13 protein-coding genes and 2 pseudogenes are annotated in these 19,110 nt (G+C 38.8%); 8 read left to right on the forward strand and 7 right to left on the reverse strand.

All coding sequences use genetic code 11. The annotated features are described in order from the left end of the window. Positions 1–122 precede the first annotated feature (122 nt). Together ACKP2L_RS03735 and ACKP2L_RS03740 are read left to right on the forward strand one after the other, a co-directional pair. Entirely contained in the window at positions 123–1,493 is a 1,371-nt protein-coding gene (locus tag ACKP2L_RS03735; protein WP_439426019.1) for a glycoside hydrolase family 1 protein, read from the forward strand. Positions 1,494–1,508: 15 nt separating this feature from the next. Then, a complete protein-coding gene (locus ACKP2L_RS03740; RefSeq protein WP_439426020.1) occupies positions 1,509–2,834 on the forward strand; it encodes a PTS sugar transporter subunit IIC in 1,326 nt (441 codons plus the stop codon). Between the two features lie 102 nt (positions 2,835–2,936). Here the strand turns inward: ACKP2L_RS03740 and ACKP2L_RS03745 are convergent, their stop codons facing one another. Both ACKP2L_RS03745 and spxB read right to left on the reverse strand, forming a co-directional pair. After that, on the reverse strand, positions 2,937–3,653 hold the full coding sequence (locus ACKP2L_RS03745) for a hypothetical protein (protein WP_439426021.1): 717 nt from the start codon (positions 3,651–3,653) through the stop codon (positions 2,937–2,939). A gap of 77 nt (positions 3,654–3,730) precedes the next feature. After that, a pseudogene (gene spxB / locus ACKP2L_RS03750) lies at positions 3,731–5,587 on the reverse strand (pyruvate oxidase). A gap of 386 nt (positions 5,588–5,973) precedes the next feature. Here spxB and ACKP2L_RS03755 point away from each other — a divergent pair. The 4 genes from ACKP2L_RS03755 (at position 5,974) to ACKP2L_RS03770 (ending at position 10,346) form a co-directional block, all read left to right on the forward strand. Next, positions 5,974–7,263 carry a GntP family permease gene (locus ACKP2L_RS03755; protein ID WP_439426022.1) on the forward strand — a complete coding sequence of 430 codons (1,290 nt, stop codon included), beginning with the start codon at positions 5,974–5,976 and terminating at the stop codon, positions 7,261–7,263. Positions 7,264–7,287: 24 nt separating this feature from the next. After that, the gene (locus tag ACKP2L_RS03760) at positions 7,288–8,433 is read left to right on the forward strand and encodes a glycerate kinase family protein (RefSeq protein WP_439426023.1); all 1,146 of its coding nucleotides are present in this window, start codon (positions 7,288–7,290) and stop codon (positions 8,431–8,433) included. An 81-nt stretch (positions 8,434–8,514) separates the two neighbouring features. Next, positions 8,515–9,858: a dihydrolipoyl dehydrogenase family protein gene (locus ACKP2L_RS03765; protein ID WP_439426024.1), complete on the forward strand. Its 1,344-nt coding sequence runs from the start codon at positions 8,515–8,517 to the stop codon at positions 9,856–9,858. A 20-nt stretch (positions 9,859–9,878) separates the two neighbouring features. Beyond that, positions 9,879–10,346 carry a glutathione peroxidase gene (locus ACKP2L_RS03770; protein ID WP_439426025.1) on the forward strand — a complete coding sequence of 156 codons (468 nt, stop codon included), beginning with the start codon at positions 9,879–9,881 and terminating at the stop codon, positions 10,344–10,346. A 39-nt stretch (positions 10,347–10,385) separates the two neighbouring features. Here ACKP2L_RS03770 and ACKP2L_RS03775 read toward each other — a convergent pair whose 3' ends face one another. Together ACKP2L_RS03775 and ACKP2L_RS03780 are read right to left on the reverse strand one after the other, a co-directional pair. Then, complete coding sequence (locus tag ACKP2L_RS03775; RefSeq protein WP_439426198.1) at positions 10,386–11,600, reverse strand: PLP-dependent aminotransferase family protein; 1,215 nt, start codon at positions 11,598–11,600, stop codon at positions 10,386–10,388. 176 nt (positions 11,601–11,776) lie between these two features. Continuing rightward, a complete protein-coding gene (locus tag ACKP2L_RS03780; protein WP_439426026.1) occupies positions 11,777–12,412 on the reverse strand; it encodes a superoxide dismutase in 636 nt (211 codons plus the stop codon). A 101-nt stretch (positions 12,413–12,513) separates the two neighbouring features. Between ACKP2L_RS03780 and ACKP2L_RS03785 the strand changes: the two genes are divergently transcribed. Then, positions 12,514–13,254: a hypothetical protein gene (locus tag ACKP2L_RS03785; protein ID WP_439426027.1), complete on the forward strand. Its 741-nt coding sequence runs from the start codon at positions 12,514–12,516 to the stop codon at positions 13,252–13,254. A gap of 28 nt (positions 13,255–13,282) precedes the next feature. On the opposite strand, the gene ACKP2L_RS03790 is transcribed toward ACKP2L_RS03785, so the two are convergent. From ACKP2L_RS03790 to argH, 3 genes are all read right to left on the reverse strand, one after another. Then, a complete protein-coding gene (locus ACKP2L_RS03790) occupies positions 13,283–14,515 on the reverse strand; it encodes an argininosuccinate synthase (protein WP_439426028.1) in 1,233 nt (410 codons plus the stop codon). Positions 14,516–14,537: 22 nt separating this feature from the next. Beyond that, complete coding sequence (locus ACKP2L_RS03795; RefSeq protein WP_439426029.1) at positions 14,538–16,013, reverse strand: ABC transporter substrate-binding protein/permease; 1,476 nt, start codon at positions 16,011–16,013, stop codon at positions 14,538–14,540. Positions 16,014–16,091: 78 nt separating this feature from the next. Further along, positions 16,092–17,417 (reverse strand): argininosuccinate lyase, encoded by a 1,326-nt coding sequence (gene argH, locus ACKP2L_RS03800; RefSeq protein WP_439426030.1) that lies wholly within the window; start codon positions 17,415–17,417, stop codon positions 16,092–16,094. Between the two features lie 568 nt (positions 17,418–17,985). Between argH and ACKP2L_RS03805 the strand changes: the two are divergent. Then, a pseudogene (locus tag ACKP2L_RS03805) lies at positions 17,986–19,109 on the forward strand (5-methyltetrahydropteroyltriglutamate--homocysteine S-methyltransferase). Position 19,110 lies beyond the last annotated feature (1 nt).

Below are 19,110 nucleotides of genomic sequence, written 5' to 3' on the forward strand. Positions count from 1 at the left end.
ATTTCTAAATAAAGTATATACAAATTATTTAAAAGAGTTTACAAATTTATTTTTTGATATACTTAAGGTGTAATTCTGTAAGCGCTAACAAAACAGAATTACGGAGGAAAAATAGGTTTGATATGACGACTTTAGATAAAAATTTTTTCTGGGGAAATTCAACATCCAGTATGCAAACGGAAGGTGCTTGGAATCTCGATGGAAAGGGTATGTCAGTTTATGACATCCGACCGGCTGCTGATAACAGTTCTGATTGGAAAACAGCCATTGATGATTATCATCGGTTTCAAGAAGATATCGATCTTATGAAAGATATGGGGATGAATTTTTATCGTTTCCAAATCTCTTGGAGCCGAGTACAGCCTGATGGTGAAGGAAATTTTAATCAGAAGGGGATCGATTTTTACCATAATTTTATCGATGCACTATTAAAGGCCGGCATTGAACCGATGATTTGTCTCTATCATTTCGATATGCCTTTGAATCTTGCTAGAAAATATAACGGTTTTGTTAATCGCGAACTAGTTTTTAAATTCCTTGATTATGGCAAAAAAATGGTCGATGAATTTGGCGATAAGGTCAAATATTGGATAACTTTCAATGAACAGAATTGTTACAGCTTGTCCTGGGCTTTTAAGAATAGCGGCTACATAACCGGTCAAAAAAGCCTTTCTGATCTTTATCTTATCCAGCATAATGTAATGCTTGCTCATTCTTTGTTTACGCAATATTTGCACAAGGAAAAACCTAAAGATTTGGTCGGCGGCATGCTTGCTTATCAAGAAGTTTATCCTGCAGTTTCAACACCTGAAAACGTTGAAGCAGTCAGGGTGTTTAAGGAATTTTCCAACAATAATTTGATCAATCTGTTTACGCGGGGCAAATATTCTCAAGAAGTACTTTCGTATATGAAAGCAAATAACCTGAGTGATATTTTAAAAAACAAAGATCTGGAAACTATTTCCAAGACAAAAAATGATTTTTTGAGTTTCAGTTATTACTCCAGTTCATTATTAGATTCCAGTTTGATACCTGTTAATGCGGTTCCTAATTATTACATTGACTTGGGTCATAAGGTAAATCCATATCTTAGAACAAATGAGTGGGGCTGGCAGATCGACTCGCTTGCCTTCAAGGGAATTCTTTTATATTTATCTGATTTGACCGGTCAGCCGATTTTTCCAATTGAGAACGGTATTGGTGCACGTGAAAAATGGGACGGAAAACATCAAATCGATGACCAATATCGAATCGACTATCATCGCGCGCACATCCAAGCCTTAAAGGAAGCTGTTGAGCAGGGGGCAAAGGTGATCGGATATCTGGGATGGGGTCTTATTGATATCCCCAGCTCGCAGGGAAACGTTGATAAAAGATATGGAGCAGTGTATGTAAATAGAACTAATCATCAATTGCTTGATTTAAAAAGAGTCCCTAAAAAAAGTTATTTTTGGTTCAAAAAAGTTTTTGCTTCTAATGGCGAAGAACTTTAAGTACGGTGGTGAATTATGAAAAATAATAACGAAGCGAAAGGCCCTAATTTTCTGGATAAATTTTCCGATTTTTCAGCCAAAGTAGGAAATGAGATCCATCTTAGATCATTAAGAGATGCTTTTGCAACGATAATGCCCTTGTTTATTCTGGCCGGGTTAGCCGTTTTGATAAACAACGTGATTTTCCCGCTGTTTGCAAAAGGAACGACTTTATCCAATTATCAATATTGGGGCAATATGATCACAAATGGTACTTTAAATATTGCCGGTCTCGTGTTGGCTCCAGTGATCGCTTACTGTCTTTCGCGAAATAAGGATTTCCACAATCCGATCCTTGCGGCAGTGGTAGCTTTGACAAGCTTGATCGTGATGATGCCTTTTTCTATAAAGATTTTACCGACCGGTGCCAGTAAATCAGTTACAGCAACAGGTGTCTTGAGTTTTACCAATCTCGGTACCACCGGAATGTTTGCCGGGATAATCATTGGTTTGATCGCAACAGAAATATTCATAAGATTCGCTAATATGAAAATTTTGAATATAAATATAGGCGGAAATGTTCCTCCTTCGGTCTTCCAGTCATTCTTCGATATGATTCCGGTTATCCTCACTTTGGCGATCATGTCGCTTGTTTCGGCTTTGCTGCTGGTTTTTGGCAAAACCAATTTGATCGACTTGATTACTAATTTGATCCAAGAACCGCTTAGAAGATTCAATACGAGTCTAATCGGTATGCTTTTTATTTACAGCTGCGGTAATTTCCTATTTACTTTAGGTATTCACCAAACAGTTATCAACGGAACGCTTTTGGATCCTGTTTTGTTGATAAATATGAATAAAAATATGGCAGCTTATGCAGCACATGAAAAGATACCTTATATTTTGACTAATACTTTCCGTGATACTTTTGGTATGATCGGCGGAACCGGTTCGACGATCTGTTTGCTGATAGCGATCTTCATTTTTTCAAGGATCAAAGCAAGCAGGAACGTTGCGACTTTAGCTGTTGCGCCTGGTTTATTTAACATAAACGAGCCAGTCATTTTCGGTTATCCGATCGTTTTCAACATTCCAATGATGATACCGTTTGTATTGCAGCCGGTTATTGGCATTTCGATCGCCTACTTTTTTACCGTCATCGGATTCATGAACAGGGTGGTGGTCTACATTCCTTGGACAACGCCGCCACTTTTAAGTTCATATCTGGCCACGGCAGGAGATTTCAGAGCTGTGCTGGTACAAGCCCTGATCATTATTATCGGTATAGCGCTTTATCTGCCGTTTTTGAAAATCAGTGAAAGAGTTACTGCAAAACAAGCGGCCATGGAAAAAAATAATTGAATTTATCAATATTTGCTTTTTAAAAATGAGTCGTTATCTTGATTTATTGAGATAACGATTTTTTTGATTATTAAAAATGATGATAAGAGATATTTAGTAAGATCAATTGGGCAAAGCTGGAAAGACTTCAGTATTGCGGCTTAAGTCGACCATTGATTCGATGTGCTGTATTGCTAGTTTTTGCTGCTGGCTCGAGTAATATTCCTTTATCAATTGATCATCAGAAAATGTTTGGTAGTATTGCCAAGACGTATTGAATTGATTGGAATCAGCATTATCTGTTGTCGTATGCGGTGCATATTCATCCCAATCGCCGTTATGTTTATCGATAAATTTCATGACATGATCCGGCCATCCGCCGATACCTTCGCCGTTGTCATAAATAACGATCGCATTAGGCAGACCCATAAAAATTTGATAATTAGTGTTGTCGAAAGGCTTGCCATCAAACATTTTCGTTATCAATAAAGCAAGCTGAGGTCTTTGCGGCAGGCCGTTGAACATTTTCATCGAGTCGGCCTGCTGATTGCTGCTGTTTGGATCAGATACAGAGGACGAGGAATTGGAGCCGATACTTGATCTCGCTGAAGGATCGCTATTTATCTTTGAGCCGGTTGCTGAAGATGATTTTTGATCTTGAGTATCGGCTTTTGTTTTTCTTTTAATTTGGCTTCTTTTGACAGTCTTTTTTATTTCCGCTTGTTTATTTTTAATCGGTTGATTTATCGAATCCAGCGCAAATAAGCAAACTGAAAAACCTGCTGCTATACCAATAATTGCAGCAATAACGATGTAAATAAATGATTTATTTTTTAACATTTACAAATAATTTTATAACTTTAAATAAAAAAACGACCCATCAGGATCGTTTTCGTATATATGAAATATATCAAATTTTAAACTGTCTCTAATTCCGGCTCGGAAGTTTTTGAACCTCCGCCTAGATCAACATGGTATTCATCGAAGAATTCAGGCAATCCTTTTAATTCTTTGCCATCATAAGAATCAAAGAATTCTCTTAAACTGCTTACAGACTTATTTTCATAATTCAGGTTATAGTCTTGACTAACGGTTTCTTCTAATTTTCCATTCTTGATGTTCAAATCTAAGACTTCAACAGGTAATCCGCGCTTTGCTGTGATCTTGGCGTTGATCAGGAACGGACGACCGTCTTTTTCGGCTGCAGCTGCCTTTTGGAAGGCTGCTTTTAAATCATCTGATTTGCTGACGGTAACGGCATCAACTCCCATACCTTTGGAAATCATTTCAAAGTCTTGATCTTCTAGGTCGATCCCGGAATGATTCATCTTAAGATCATCTTGTTCGCTTTTAATGAAGTTCAAAGTCTTGTTTGAAGTGATGATATTTATTATCGGCAAATGGTATTTCTTTTCAGTCAACAGATCTTGCATGACCATCGAAAATGCTCCATCACCTGCGATATTGAACACCTGACGATCAGGGTAGGAAAGTTTGGCAGCGATCGCTCCTGGAATACCGGTTCCCATAGAAGCAAAGAGTGCAGAAATGACCCACTTATTTTTCGGTCCGATATTTAAGAAACGGAAACTGTTGATTATATTGTCGCCAACATCGATCGAGAAAACAGATTTATCATTGGAAATTTCATTGATCGACTTGTAAAGCGGCTCGAACTCTAATGGATCGGTATTTTTATTCGACAATTTATCTAAGTAAGCTTGCCAATTCTTTTTATCTGCAACTGCCGCTTTGAAGAATGGGCTGGGAGCAACCGCTTGGCTGCGCTCAATCGCTTTTTGGACAAAGTAAGTTGCATCAGACCAAACTCCGAGATCAAGAAAATGATGACGGCCGAATTCTGTCTTATCAGCATCTATCTGAACGAACTTGAAAGGATGAGTGCGATAAACCAAATTTGCAAATGGAAAATCAGCGCCGATAGCGATAACTAAATCAGCAACCCCAAAAATTTCGTTAGCCGGTTTTGAAGCCGCACGGTTTGCCATACCAAGGTTGCCTTCGTAATCGTCAGGTATCAATCCCTTGGAAAGTCCGGTTTGTACGATCGGTATCTGCAGCTTTTTAGATAGTTCGACCAGCTTTTGGCCGCCTTGTCTGATCCCGCGGCCAACGTGAATGACCGGGCGCTTTGCTTTCTTGATATAATCGAGGACCTTATCTACTTCCTCATCAGTTGCCTTTGCAAGAGGTTCCGCTTTACTATCAGTTTCTGAAGCGGTGGAATATTTTTCGTCTGGAATCGGAACAAAGCCGTAATCATTCGGTATTACTACGACCGATACACCTTTATTTTTATATGCTTCTCTAATTGCTTTGTCAACGACGTAAGGCAGACTTTCAGGTGTCATAACGATCCGGTTATAAGCTGCAACGTCCGCGAACATAGAGTTTTCAGGGAATTCCTGGAAGTAATCGTAGTTCATGTTGGTACTTGTAACTTGTCCAACTAAGGCCAAAACAGGAGCGTGATCTTCTTTGGCATCATAAAGGCCGGTAATCAGGTTTGTAGCTCCAGGACCCGCTGAACCAAAAGCGACACCGATCTTTCCGGTTAATTTTGCATCAGCTGCTGCTGCCAATGCACCAACTTGTTCATGACGGATCTGAACGTACTGCAGGCGTTCCTTTTCTTGGTCCAAAGCAGACATCGTTGAGCTAAATTAGCCGCCCGGATAACCATATACGTGCTTGACTCCCCATGCTTCAAGAACTCTTAACATTGCTACGCTAGCGGGAATTTTATCAGTCATTGTTTTCTCCTTTATATTTTCTTCAAAATTCAAGCAGTTTACTTAAAAATTTTAGGAAAACTACAAAGATGTTCTAGAAAAGAGGATTGGTATTGCATAAAGTTTTCCGATTTATTTTTTAAGTACTACTAAGACCGGAACTTTTTATTCGGTCATCCTTAAACTAACATTTTATGTAAGCGCTTGCAAGTATTTTGTGAAAAAAATTAAAGTTTTTTTATTAAAGTGCGTTTTAACAGTATTTTGTGAAGATTTTAATTTCACAAATTATGTTTTCTTACATTTTTATTGCAATACAGATAACATTGTTAAAAAATAATCAATCCAAAAGTAAACGCTTGCATTAAAATGAGCAATGTGAGGGTAAATATTAAAGGAGGGATATTATGTCGATAACACTAAGTTGGTGGGCTGCTTTGATTGGTCTAGCCATAGCTATCATTTTGATTCTAAAAAAACTTGACCCTGTTTATTCTTTGCTTCTTGGTTCGATAGTAGGATGTTTACTTGGCGGAGCTAATCTCAACCAAACTATAAACATTTTGATATCTGGTTCACAAAGTGTCGTTGGAACTATCTTGCGTGTTTTAGCTGCGGGAATGCTTGCTGGTGTGATGATGGAGTCCGGTGCTGCGGATAGGATTGCTAGGACCATAGTTGATAAGCTAGGAGATAATTTAGCAATTTTTTCTTTGGCATTAGCAACAATGGTTATTACTGCTGTTGGTGTTTTTATACCCGTTGCAGTTTTAATCGTTGCACCAGTTGCTTTGGAAGTAGGCAATCGAATGCATTTTTCAAAATTATGTTTATTACTAGCCCTTTCAGGCGGCGGAAAAGCTGGAAATATAATTTCACCTAATCCTAATACGATAGCAGCTGCGAAGGGGTTCAATTTACAAATAAGTCAGGTTATGATAGCTGATTTTGTTCCTGCTTTGGTCGCGCTGGCAATTACTGTACTATTGGCTACCTTAATAAGACATAAGGGTTCTAGAATCGATAGCAGCGATTTATTAGAAAGCTCGCATTCGAACGGTAAGAATCTGCCATCTTTATTGGCATCGCTTTCAACACCTATAATAGCTATTGTTTTACTATTGATAAATCCGATTGGTTCGCTTTTACGTATTTCTTGGATGACTAAAATAAATTTGGACGCTATGTATGTTTTGCCATTTGCTGCAGTTGTTGGTTCTTTATTTATGAATGATGGTAATAAAATTTTAAAATTTGCAAAGTCAGGTGTCGCTAGGATGACTGATGTAGTTTTGATTTTAATTGGAGCTGGTGCTATTGGGGCGACTATCACGTCTTCTAATTTACCAAATGAAATAATTAATTTGATTAAATCTTCAGGAGTATCAGGTGTCTTATTAGCACCTATATCGGGAATTTTAATGGCTGCAGCTGCGGCTTCAACCTCAACTGGAGTTATTTTAGCTACTGGTTCATTTTCAAAGGCTATTTTAGCCTTTGGTGTTTCGCCTTTGGCGGCTGCGGCTATGGTTCACACCGGTGCAATTGTTATCGACCATTTACCACATGGCAACTATTTTCATGTAACTGCTAATGCGATGCATATGGATATAAAAGAGCGTTCTACTGCGATACTATATGAATCATTGGTCGGGTTAAGTGCAGCTGCAACTGCTGTTTTGATGTTTGCATTTTAACAAGTTGATTTAAAGGAGATAATTATGAAATTTGTTATTGCTCCAGACTCATTTAAAGGGAGTTTAACTGCTAAAGAAGCAGCTTTAGCGATTAGGAATGGTTTGAAAAAAATATTTCCCGATGCTGATTTTGTTTTGATACCCATGGCAGACGGAGGCGAAGGAACAGTTCAGTCTTTAGTTGACGCTACTGATGGGAAAATCATTTCTGAAAGAGTAACAGGACCTTTGGGAAAGGATGTTGATGCTAAATTTGGCATTCTCGGTGATAATGAGGCTGCAGTTATAGAAATGTCTCAGGCCAGTGGAATACAATATGTGAATGATTCAAATCATGATCCGTTAGTAACAACTACTTTTGGTACTGGGCAGTTGATAATTTCTGCCATTAATAAAGGTGCTAAAAAAATAATCCTGGGTATTGGTGGCAGTGCAACTAATGATGGTGGAGCTGGGATGGCACAAGCTCTTGGCTATTCGCTTCTTGATAAAAATGGAAATGAGATATCTTTTGGCGGCGGCAGCTTAGATAAATTATTCTCTATAAATAGTGAGAAGGCGGATCCTCGGATTAATAGTACTGAAATTTTGATTGCTTCAGATGTAACAAACCCTTTGATCGGTGAAAATGGTGCTTCCAACGTTTTCGGACCGCAAAAAGGAGCTGACTCAGAAATGATCAAGTTGCTTGATGCCAATCTAAAACATTATGCCGAAGTTATAAAGAAATTTTTTCATAAAGATTTGGCCTATAAAGAAGGAGCCGGAGCAGCTGGTGGTTTAGGAGCTGGACTAATGGCTTTTACAAAATCCGAAATGAATAAGGGGGTCGAATTGGTGCTGCAGTACACTCATTTTAAAGAAAGATCAGTCAATGCTGATTTTGTTTTTACTGGTGAAGGGGGTGTCGATTTTCAAACTAAATTTGGTAAAACACCTTATGGTGTGGCTATTGCGGCAAAAGAAGTTTCTCATAATGCACCGGTGATAGTTTTGACCGGTAATATAGGAAAAAATATCAACGATCTTTATTCTTCTAAAACTATTGATGCAATATTTTCGACTCCATCAGGTGCAAAAAGTTTAGATCAGGCTATCGAGGATTCGATTCCTGACATTGAAAATGTCTCGGAAAATATTGGAAGGTTGATACGTTCAGTTTTAAAATGATCTTTATTTGCTTAGATCCAAAAATAAGCGTAACCTTATGTTGTAAAAGTACTTATATTTAGGAAGTAAATGGAGGTAACGATGTCAGCAGAAAATTATGATTATGACGTTCTATATATTGGAAGCGGGCATGGAACTTTTGATGGAGCGATCCCGCTGGCTTCTAAAGGTGTTAAAGTTGCGGTCGTTGAGAGCGGTTTAATAGGTGGAACTTGTCCTAATCGCGGTTGTAATGCCAAGATCACACTTGATGCACCGGTCGTTTTACAAAGATTAGCAGAGCGGTTGAATGGTGTTACAAATGGCAATATCAGTATCAATTGGGCAAAAAACGTTGAACATAAAGATCAAGTTATCGGTAGTTTGCCCGATGCGATCAGCGGTTTTTTGAAATCAGCTGGAATTGATATTTTCCACGGTTTTGGTAATTTGGTCGATGCGCACACGGTCGCTATCGAAGGACAAGGTACTAAAACTGCTGATAAAATAGTTATTTCGACTGGCTTGCGTCCGCATCGTTTGGATATACCGGGCACCGAGCTAGCAGGCGATAGTGAAGATTTTATGAATTTGAAAGAGCAGCCTGAGCGGCTCGTGATTATTGGTGCCGGATATATTGCGACTGAATTTGCTACGATCGCCAATGCTTCGGGTTCTAAAGTCACCGTTTTAACACATGGCGATCGCGCTTTAAGAGCTTATCGTAAAGAATATGTGGACCTTATTATTGATGATCTTAAAAAACGCGGCGTTGAGTTTATAAATAATACTGCGGTTACTTCTTTTGAAAAGACTGACGGTGGTCTTCTTGTTAAAACTGCGAGTGGTCAAAATTATCCTGCTGACTGGATTTTAGATGCAACTGGCAGAATACCTAATATTGAAAAATTAGGTTTAGATAAAGCAGGGGTCAAATATAATAAAAACGGTGTCATCGTTAATGATCATTTGCAGACTAGTGTTGATAATATTTATGCCTCTGGAGATGTGATCGATAAGACTCAGCCTAAGTTAACACCAACAGCTATTTTTGAATCAATGTATTTGACCAGTCTTTTTTCTAAGGAAAATTCTGATCCGATCGACTATCCGGCGATACCATCAACTGTCTTTTCATCACCAAGACTGGCACAAGTTGGTGTTAAATATGATGATGCTAAAGCTGATCCTGATAAATATTCGATCAAAGAAAATCATCTTCCCGATGACTGGTACCGTCAGGTCGATAAACAGACGATCGGAGATAATTACTTGATTTTTGATAAAAATGATCATCTGGTCGGTGCCGGCGAAGTTAGTGAACGCGCTGAGGATTCGATCAATACGCTTTTACCGGCTATTGAATTTAAACTGGATAGCTCGCAGCTTGGTCGGTTGATCTATCTTTTCCCTTCTATATCTTCGGCAACTGCTGGAGAACTTTGATCAATTAAAAGGAGAATATTATGGCTTCTATTTACGATTTTTCAATCAATGAATTAGATGGCAGCGAAATCAATTTTTCTGATTTCAAAGATAAGGTTCTTTTACTTGTCAATACAGCCAGCAAGTGTGGTTTTGCCCCGCAATTAAAAACTTTAGAGCGTTTTCATGAACAATATGGAGATAAGGGTCTGATCATAATCGGTTTTCCTTCAAATCAATTTAATCAGGAATTGGATGATGAAGACGCTATCAACGAGTATTGCCAGCGTCATTTTGGTGTTACTTTCCCAATGACTAAACCAATATCTGTTAATGGCAAGAATACTGATCCGATTTTTCAATATATAAAAAAAGAAAGCGGTGACGGACCGATAAAATGGAACTTTACAAAGTTTCTGATCGGCCGTGATGGCAAACTGATCAAGCGTTATGCTCCAATAACTGCTCCAGAGAAATTTGAAGATAAGATCGTTTCTGCTTTAGCTTAAAGAAAAACCCGAAAATAAAATTTTCGGGTTTTATTATGCTTATTTATTTACTGCAACAGTTTGTTCAGATAGGACTTCTTTGATCGCAGATGCCAAACGCTTGATGCCTACTTCGATTTGGTCTTCCTTCATATTAGAATAGTTAAGTCTAAAACTTCCTGGTATTTCTGCCCCGGCAAAGAAGGGAACACCTGGTACGAAAGCAACATTATGTTTTATGCACATGTTGAATAATTTGGTAGTATCTTTGACTCCCGGCACCTGTACCCAAAGAAACATGCCGCCTTCAGGATCGCTGAATTTTACATTTTTTGGGAAATACTTTTTGATATTGTCGGTCATCAATTTTTTGCGGCTGCCGTAAAGCTGACTGATTTTTTCGATATGTTTTTCAATATCATTTTCTTCAAAGAATTTAGCAACGATATATTGAGCTAAATTATCGGAATGAAGATCAGCTGATTGTTTTAAAACAGTCAATTTATTGATAACATCCAAGTCGGCGATCGCCCAGCCTAAACGCAGTCCTGGAGCAAGGATCTTAGAAAAAGTGCTCATATAGATAACGTGACCGCTCTTATCAAAAGATTTTACTGAAGGCACATGCTCGCCAGCGAAGCGAATATCTCCATATGGATTATCTTCTAGAACCATAAAGTCGTATTTTTCTGCCAGTTTTGCCAGAGCTTCCCGACGATCAGCCGGCATAGTTCTACCAGTTGGATTTTGAAAATTAGGCACGGTGTAAAGCAACTTTACTTCTGGATGTTCTTTCAGGGCTTCTTCAAGAGCATCAGTCCGCATTCCGTCGTCGTCCATTGGAACACTGACGAATTTGGCCCCATAAGACTTAAAGACGTCTATTGCACAAAGATAGGTAGGCTGTTCGACAAAAACAGTATCTCCGGAATCAATAAAAGCTTTGCCGACCAGGTCAATAACTTGTTCTGAACCGGTCGAAACCATGATGTGATCAGGATCAGTTTTGATGCCTTCACGATCCAACATTCGTTTAGCGATCGTTTTTCTGAGTTTTAAAACACCTTTGGCTGAGCCATATTGAAGAGCTTCTTTACCATTTTCGTCGTAAACATCATCGGTCGCCTTTTTCATTTCGGCAACTGGAAAAAGCTCTGGGGCAGGTAGTCCGCCAGCAAAAGAAATAATCTTTGGATCAGCGGCGGCTTTTAGGATTTCTCCGACCGCATCTGAACCATCTTTTGGAACTCTTTTTGAATACTTAAACATTTCAATCACCCCTTTAAGCTATTTCTTTTAAGAAATTTTGCTTGAAAGCAGTGTACACCCTTTTGTATGCTTTGTGAACATTTTCCTAATAAAAAAATTGATTTTTTTAAAATTTCACAAAAAAAGACCCAGAATAATGAACTGGATCTTTCGGATCAATGGTTGGATGTAAGCGCATTTATTCAATTAACTTCGGTTTTCCCAACGAACCTATGGAAATTTTGACTAACTTTTTGCCAATTCACAATGTGCCAGAAAGCTGCAATGTAATCTGGGCGGCGATTGTTGTATTTCAGATAATAGGCATGCTCCCAAAGGTCGATCCCTAATAAAGGACGCAAGCTTTCATCTGTCATGATAGGTGAATCTTGATTGGCCGTGCTGACTATTTTAAGCTGATCATTTTCATCTATAACGAGCCAAGTCCAGCCGGAACCGAAAACGGCCGCTGCTTGACTGGAAAAATCTTTTTTGAATTCGTCGAAACTCTGCCACTGCGATTCTATTTTCTGTTTTAGATCGTTAGAAGGCATTTGGTCAAAATTAGGGGAAAGCATCTGCCAAAAAAGGGTATGGTTATAGTAACCTCCGCCCTGATTTCTGATCGTTTTTTGAAGCGGTTCCGGCATCGTTGAAAGCCCGGTAAGCAGTTCTTCTATCGTTTTATTTTTTAAATCCGGATTTTGTTCTAAAGCTGCATTTAATTTATCGAGATAAGTCTGATGATGCTTGTCGTGATGGAGACGCATCGTCTTTTCATCGATATATGGTTCTAGGGCAGCGTAATCATAAGGAAGTTCTGGTAATTCAAAAGCCATGTAATTCTCCTTGCTCGATTATTTTAAAACGCTTACATCTAATACTTATTTTATCAATTTTATATTTCTTTCGGATTAAAATTAAGTAAACGGGGAATATTATGGACAAATTATCTGGTGCTGATAATCAAAATTTCATTGCAAGTTTTAACAAACTTCAATCAGCCATGAATTATATAAGCGGACAAAAAGAACAAGAATTCGGCATCTTATTTTCAAGAATGCTGAAAAAGGGTAATCCTGTCATACAACGCTACCAAAATTTTCTTGACAGTGTTCGTGATCTTCGAAATATCTTGGTCCATAATAATTTGCCAAGCGGCAGTCAGTACGCGACTGTCACTCAAGAATTAACTGATAATCTAGATAAAATCACTGACCAGCTGCTTCATCCGGTCACTATCGATCGTGATTTTCTGAAAAAAGTCCATTGTTTTCAGTCCAGTGACCATTTATCAGAACTTTTGTCTGCTGCTGATAAATACAGTTTGACACATTTTCCGATTTTTGATGGTGATCATTTTGTGACTGTGCTTTCTGAAAACGGCGTTATGAATTGGCTCGCGGCGTCCGTTACAAGCAGTCTTTTGGATATTGATAATAGCAGGATCATCGATTCATTAAAGTACGAGGAGCAAAGGCATCCAGTCGTTTTTGTTAAAAAAGATGCTTCCGTTTACTCTATTCTAGAAATATTTGTCAGCTCAGCCCGCCGCGGTTTGGGCAATCCGGTCATTCTTATTGCTGATAAGCGGCCGATAAAAGGTCCAAGTGATATCAAGGGTATTATCACTCTTTCTGATATGGCTCAGATCGTCTCTATAATTGAAAACGAAGCATAAAAAAATCCCTTAAAAAAGGGATTTTAAATCATTGTTCGGTACCTATCTGTGCTTTAGCTTTTGAATGGATATGATTTACTTGTTCAAATACAGTTGCCGGCAAAGTATATAATTTCATAAAACCGGCGGCTGCTTGTTCATCGAAAGAATTAGCTGAAGTGTAGGTCGCAAGTTCTTTAGAATAAAGCGAATTTTTTTCTGATTTTCTTGCGACGGCAGTTACATTGCCCTTAAACAATTTCATTTTTACGCAGCCGTTAACGAGTTCTTGTGTTTTGTCAATAAAAGAATTCAAAGCATCGAATAGTGGTGATATCCACATGGCATTATATATAAGATCAGTTATTTCATTTTCAATCAATGGTTTAAAATGAGCGAGATCGTGTTCCAAGGTTATATCTTCTAGATCTTTGTGAGCTGTCATGATAACTTTAGCAGCTGGTGCTTCGTAAATTTCCCGTGATTTAATGCCGATCAACCGGTTCTCAACGTGATCTATCCTGCCGATGCCGTGTTTTCCAGCTGTTTTGTTCAGTTCCTTGATCAGATCGGCCAGCTTCATTTTTTTATTGTTCAAAGAGACCGGGAGACCATTTTTAAATTCAATATCGGCGTAATCAGGTTGATCCGGTGTTTTTTCGATTGCTTGAGTCAAGGCAAAAGCATCTTCCGGTGCTTGGTTCCATGGGTCTTCTAATATACCGGCCTCGTTGGCTCTGCCCCAGAGGTTTTCATCGATCGAATAGGGTGAATCAAAGTTTATCGGAACGGGAACCTTATGCTGGTGGGCATATTCGATCTCTTCCTCTCTAGACCACTGAAAATCTCTGATCGGAGCTTCGATCTTCATTTCCGGATCTAAAGCGTGTATCGCCGCTTCAAAACGGACTTGATCATTTCCTTTGCCTGTAGATCCATGTGCGATCGTGTCAGCATTGTTTTCGTGGGCTACTTTAACCAATTTTTTAATTATCAGTGGGCGGGAGAGAGCTGATATGAGTGGATATTCTCCTTCGTAAAGAGCGTTTGATTTGATCACTTTGCTGACGTAATTTTCAGCAAAATCGTCTTGACCATCAATCACTAAGGATTGGATCGCTCCCAGTTTTAAGGCTTTTTGTTGAATCTGATCCATTTGTTTTCCGTGCTGACCGACGTTGAGACAGACTGTTATGACCTGATAACCCTTGTCTTGGAGCCAAGGTATAGCGACTGAAGTGTCAAGTCCGCCTGAATATGCTAAAACAATTTTTTGTGTCATTTTTTTCTCCTTGATAAATTTTTTAATAAGCCAATTTCTTTTCAAAACTTGATAATATTTTTGAAATTATAAAAGTTAATAAGAAATAAATTATCGACACTATCACTATTGGAAGAAAAGGCCGGAAACTGGCACCGGATACGACTGATGCTTGAAACATCAATTCTGCAGCTCCGATCACGGAAACGATCGAAGACTCCTTTAAGATACTGATGAATTCATTTCCTAAAGCCGGCAAAATGTTTTTGACTGCCTGCGGGAGAATAATAGAAAATAGTGTTTCTTTTTTTGATAGTCCCAAAGATCTTGCAGCTTCAGTCTGGCCATTTTGGACTGATTGCATACCGGCACGAATTATTTCGGCAATGTAGGCACTGGAATTAAGCGAGAGGGCTAAAGCCCCTGCTGCGAAGGTTGAAATGTCGATATTCAGGATCGGTTTCGTGCCATAATAGATCAAATACACTTGAGCTAATACCGGGGTACCTCTTAAAAATTGAATATATGCCGACGCTGCCGACTTGACTGCTTTGATTTTAGAAAGTTTTATAACTACTGCGATCGTACCGATCAAAGTACCAAAGAATATTGAAATGACAGCGATCAATAAAGTCATCAAAGTACCGTTTACGAAAAACATACCGTAGCGGCTGAAAAAACTTTTGTTTGCAAACATTTGTTTTGAAGCCTTATCCAAGTACCTTTGGTAACTATTTTTACTAACTATTGTTTTTATACTGTGGTTCACACTGCTTTTAAGCAGCGGGGCATTTTTTGGCATTGCCACAGCGATAGGCGATTTAGCTGCCGCGAAATTTGGATTTATGACCAAGAAATTTTTGTTTTGTTTAGCATATGCTTGAGCGATCACACCGGCAGCAACGACGCCGGATACTTTGTTGGCTGAAAGCTGCGCGATCACATCAGTCAGCTTTGAGACTGATACGATCTTTGCCCCGGTTAATTGGTCTTTTGCCAGACTTTCTTGGGTCGTTTGTTTTTGGACGCCGACCTTTTGACCGGCAAAATCTTGAATTTTTTTGAATTTACTTTTGTCAGACCGCCTAATGAGCATGACTGGCGATTCGTAATAATAGGGATGTGAAAAATCAACGATTTTTTCTCTTTCAGGAGTATCGACCATTCCGGTAATACTGAGATCTATTTTTCCAGTCGTTAACGCGCCGATCAAATTATCAAAATTCATTTCTTTGATTTCCAAACGCACACCCATGTCTTTCGCCGCTTTTTGTGCCAAGGATATGTCAGAACCGATGATTTTGTCTTGTCCATTTATAGTGCTATGAAATTCCATTGGTGCATAATCAGCTGAAAGACCAACGATCAAGTAACCGCGTTTTTTGATTTTGCTGTAAATTTGATCCGGATTTTGAGTTTTTGCTTGGGCGGTCGGTTGGATCATTGATAAAAATAATGTTGTCATCACGATTGTGATCAGCAGCAAACATTTGCCGAGTTTTTTATCTTTTTTAACCATTTTCCTTTTCTCTTTCTTTTTTTATTTTTTGAAAGAAAAAAGTTGTCGTCGTTTACAAAATAATATCGTGTGCATTATTCAAAGCATCTCCTTTTTTATACCTTTTTTCATGGCTTCTGGTATTTTTAGATAGTCGTAAATATCTTCTGTGATCATTGGCGAAAGATCTTTTAGTTCGTTCAAACTTAATTGTTCTAAACTTTTGTGTTTTGTTTCAGCAGACAGTACGGCTTTGCCGACTATTTGATGAGCATCACGGAAGGGTACACCTTTTTTGACAAGATAATCGGCCATATCAGTCGCATTTAAGAAACCTTGTTTGATCGATCTTGCTAGTCTTTTTTTGTCTAACTTCAAACTTTTAATGATCTTAGCCATGATCACGAGCATCATGTTTATTTTTTTGAATGCCGGCAGATATATTTCTTTATCAAGCTGCATGTCTTTGTTGTATGCCAAAGGCAGGCCTTTCATCATTACCAGACATTGATCGAGCTGGCCGATTATCATAGCTGCATTGCCGCGAATAAGTTCTGCCGAATCAGCGTTTTTCTTTTGCGGCATCATCGATGATCCGGTCGCAAGCGAATCGTCGATGATAAAATAATGAAATTCCTGGCTGGAGAAAATCACCAGTTCTTCGCTTAAGCGAGACAGATGTATTGCCATGATGGAAAAATCGGCTAATATTTCTAAAACATAATCACGATCGGAAACGCCATCTAAGAAGTTATCGACGGGTTTTTGAAAGCCCAATAATTTTGTCGTGAATTGCCGGTCGATCGGGTGAGTAGTCCCAGCCAGAGCACCAGATCCTAATGGATTTTCATCCATAATATCCAGTGCGTTTAAAATTCGTTTTTTGTCTCTTTTGATCATCTGCACATAAGCATCTAAATAGTATTTAAATGTGATCACCTGCGCTTTTTGCAGATGAGTATATCCGGGAATGATAGTTGATCCGTCGTCTTCTTTTTCTTTGTCCTTGAAAACCTGGATCAGCTTATCGATGGCAGCCAAAATATTTTGTAAATGTCTTTTGAAAAAAAGTTTGCTGTCAACGGCTGTTTGATCATTTCGCGAACGTGCTGTATGAAGTTTTTTTCCTGCCGTGCCGATTTGCTTGGTCAAAATCGTTTCAATAAAGCTATGAATATCTTCGTAACCGTTATCCGGAATTTCGATCGTACCAGACTCTATTTGTTTTTTTATCTTGTTTAGACCATCAATGATCAAAGAAGCCTCATTTTCTTGAATGATCTTTTGTTTTTGAAGCATTTTCGCGTGTGCTATCGACCCGTCGATATCTTCTTTGTACATTAGGCGACCTTGCGGCAGCGAGTTATCAAAAACTGTCATGTCTTGGTCTTCAGCTTTTTTAAAGCGTCCACCCCATAATTTCATCTTTATTCCTCCAAAAATTGAGTACAAAAAAACAGCTTCGACACAAAAATAAAATTACGTGTCAAAACTGTCTTTTATCGTCGAACAAGCCGACTAATTTGAAGCGATGAAATTGGCAGGAAAGTCTTTTTCATAATGTTGATTAGAAGTATACACGCATTTAATAAAAAAACAATACTTTTTATTTCGATTAAACGATTGACATTTTTAATTCACTGTGTTTATATAATATTCAATAAGTTTTGCAATGAGAAGATAAGTAGCTTGGCGGCGGTTTATTAGAGACTCAGTGTGGTGGAATCTGGGAACCTTGGTCAGGCGAAAATGGTCTTTGAGCATATCTGTGCGAGTGGTTTACCGCAAGTTCAGATCGGTTGAATCCGTTATCGTTCCAAACTATTTCTGGAGGTCCATTTACTAAAGGCGTAGTTGGTAAGACTGGTCGAGTGATCGATCAGCGAATACGAGTGGTAACACGTTTTTGTCGTCCCGTGAACATTTATTTGTTCGCGGGTTTTTATTTACCATCGTTTATTTATTCTGAATTTTTTTATCAAGGGAGAGACTAATGACATTAGTAAGTAACAAAATCGGTTTTCAACATGTTGGTTCGTTTTTACGGCCGGCAGAAATCAAAGAAGCTAACCGAAAGTTTAGAAATGGCCAAATAAGTTACCAGCAGCTGCGTGCTGTACAAGATAAAGAGATCGAAAACTGATCAAAAAAGAGGCGGAAGCGGGTCTGGATTACGTGACCGATGGTGAATTTCGCCGCAGTTGGTGGCATCTTGACTTCTTTTGGGGTTTTGGCGGTGTTGAAAAAGTTGAATATGGCCAAGGATATGCTTTTTCAAAAGAAGAGACCAGAGATGATACGGCTGTTTTGAATGGCAAATTATCTTTTAACGCCGATCAGCATCCCTTCATCAAAGATTTTGCATTTACTAAAAAAATAGCAGCAGAAAACGGTGTCGAAGCAAAAGTTACGATTCCGGCACCAGCTCAGTTTTTAGCTGAATTACTGCGCGGTAAAAACGCTGACAGGATCTCTGATTTTTATAACAGCCGAGAAGAACTCTACAGGGATGTGGCTGATGTTTATCACCAAGCGATCAAAGCCTTTTATGATCAAGGGGCTCGAGTCGTTCAATTGGATGATTGTACCTGGGGGATGCTGGTCGACAAAAAATTCTGGGATTCAATGGCGGGTTCAGAATTTGATCCGGAAGAGTTGAAAAATCTATATTTGAGGGTCAATAATCAAGCAATCGCAGATCTCCCTGAGGATCTAACTATCAATACTCATGTTTGTAGAGGAAACTATCATTCCGACTGGGCTTCACAAGGCGGCTATGGCCCGGTAGCCGATCAGCTTTTTAGTCAGGAAAATGTATCTGCTTATTTCCTCGAATACGATTCTCAGCGTGCAGGCGGATTCGAACCGTTGGCTAAAGTCAGCGGCGATAAAAGGGTCGTACTTGGATTGATAACTTCTAAAAAACCGCAGTTGGAAGACCGGCAAACTATAATCGATCGTATCCATCAAGCCGCCGAATATTTGCCATTAGATCGACTTTGGCTTTCTACCCAATGCGGTTTTGCCTCAACTGAAGAGGGCAATAAATTAACTGACGAAGACCAGTGGAAAAAATTAGCGTTAGTAAAATCGATCATTAAAGAGGTTTGGGGGTGAT

This window comes from Oenococcus alcoholitolerans (genome assembly GCF_051852995.1).
Taxonomy (GTDB): domain Bacteria; phylum Bacillota; class Bacilli; order Lactobacillales; family Lactobacillaceae; genus Oenococcus; species Oenococcus alcoholitolerans.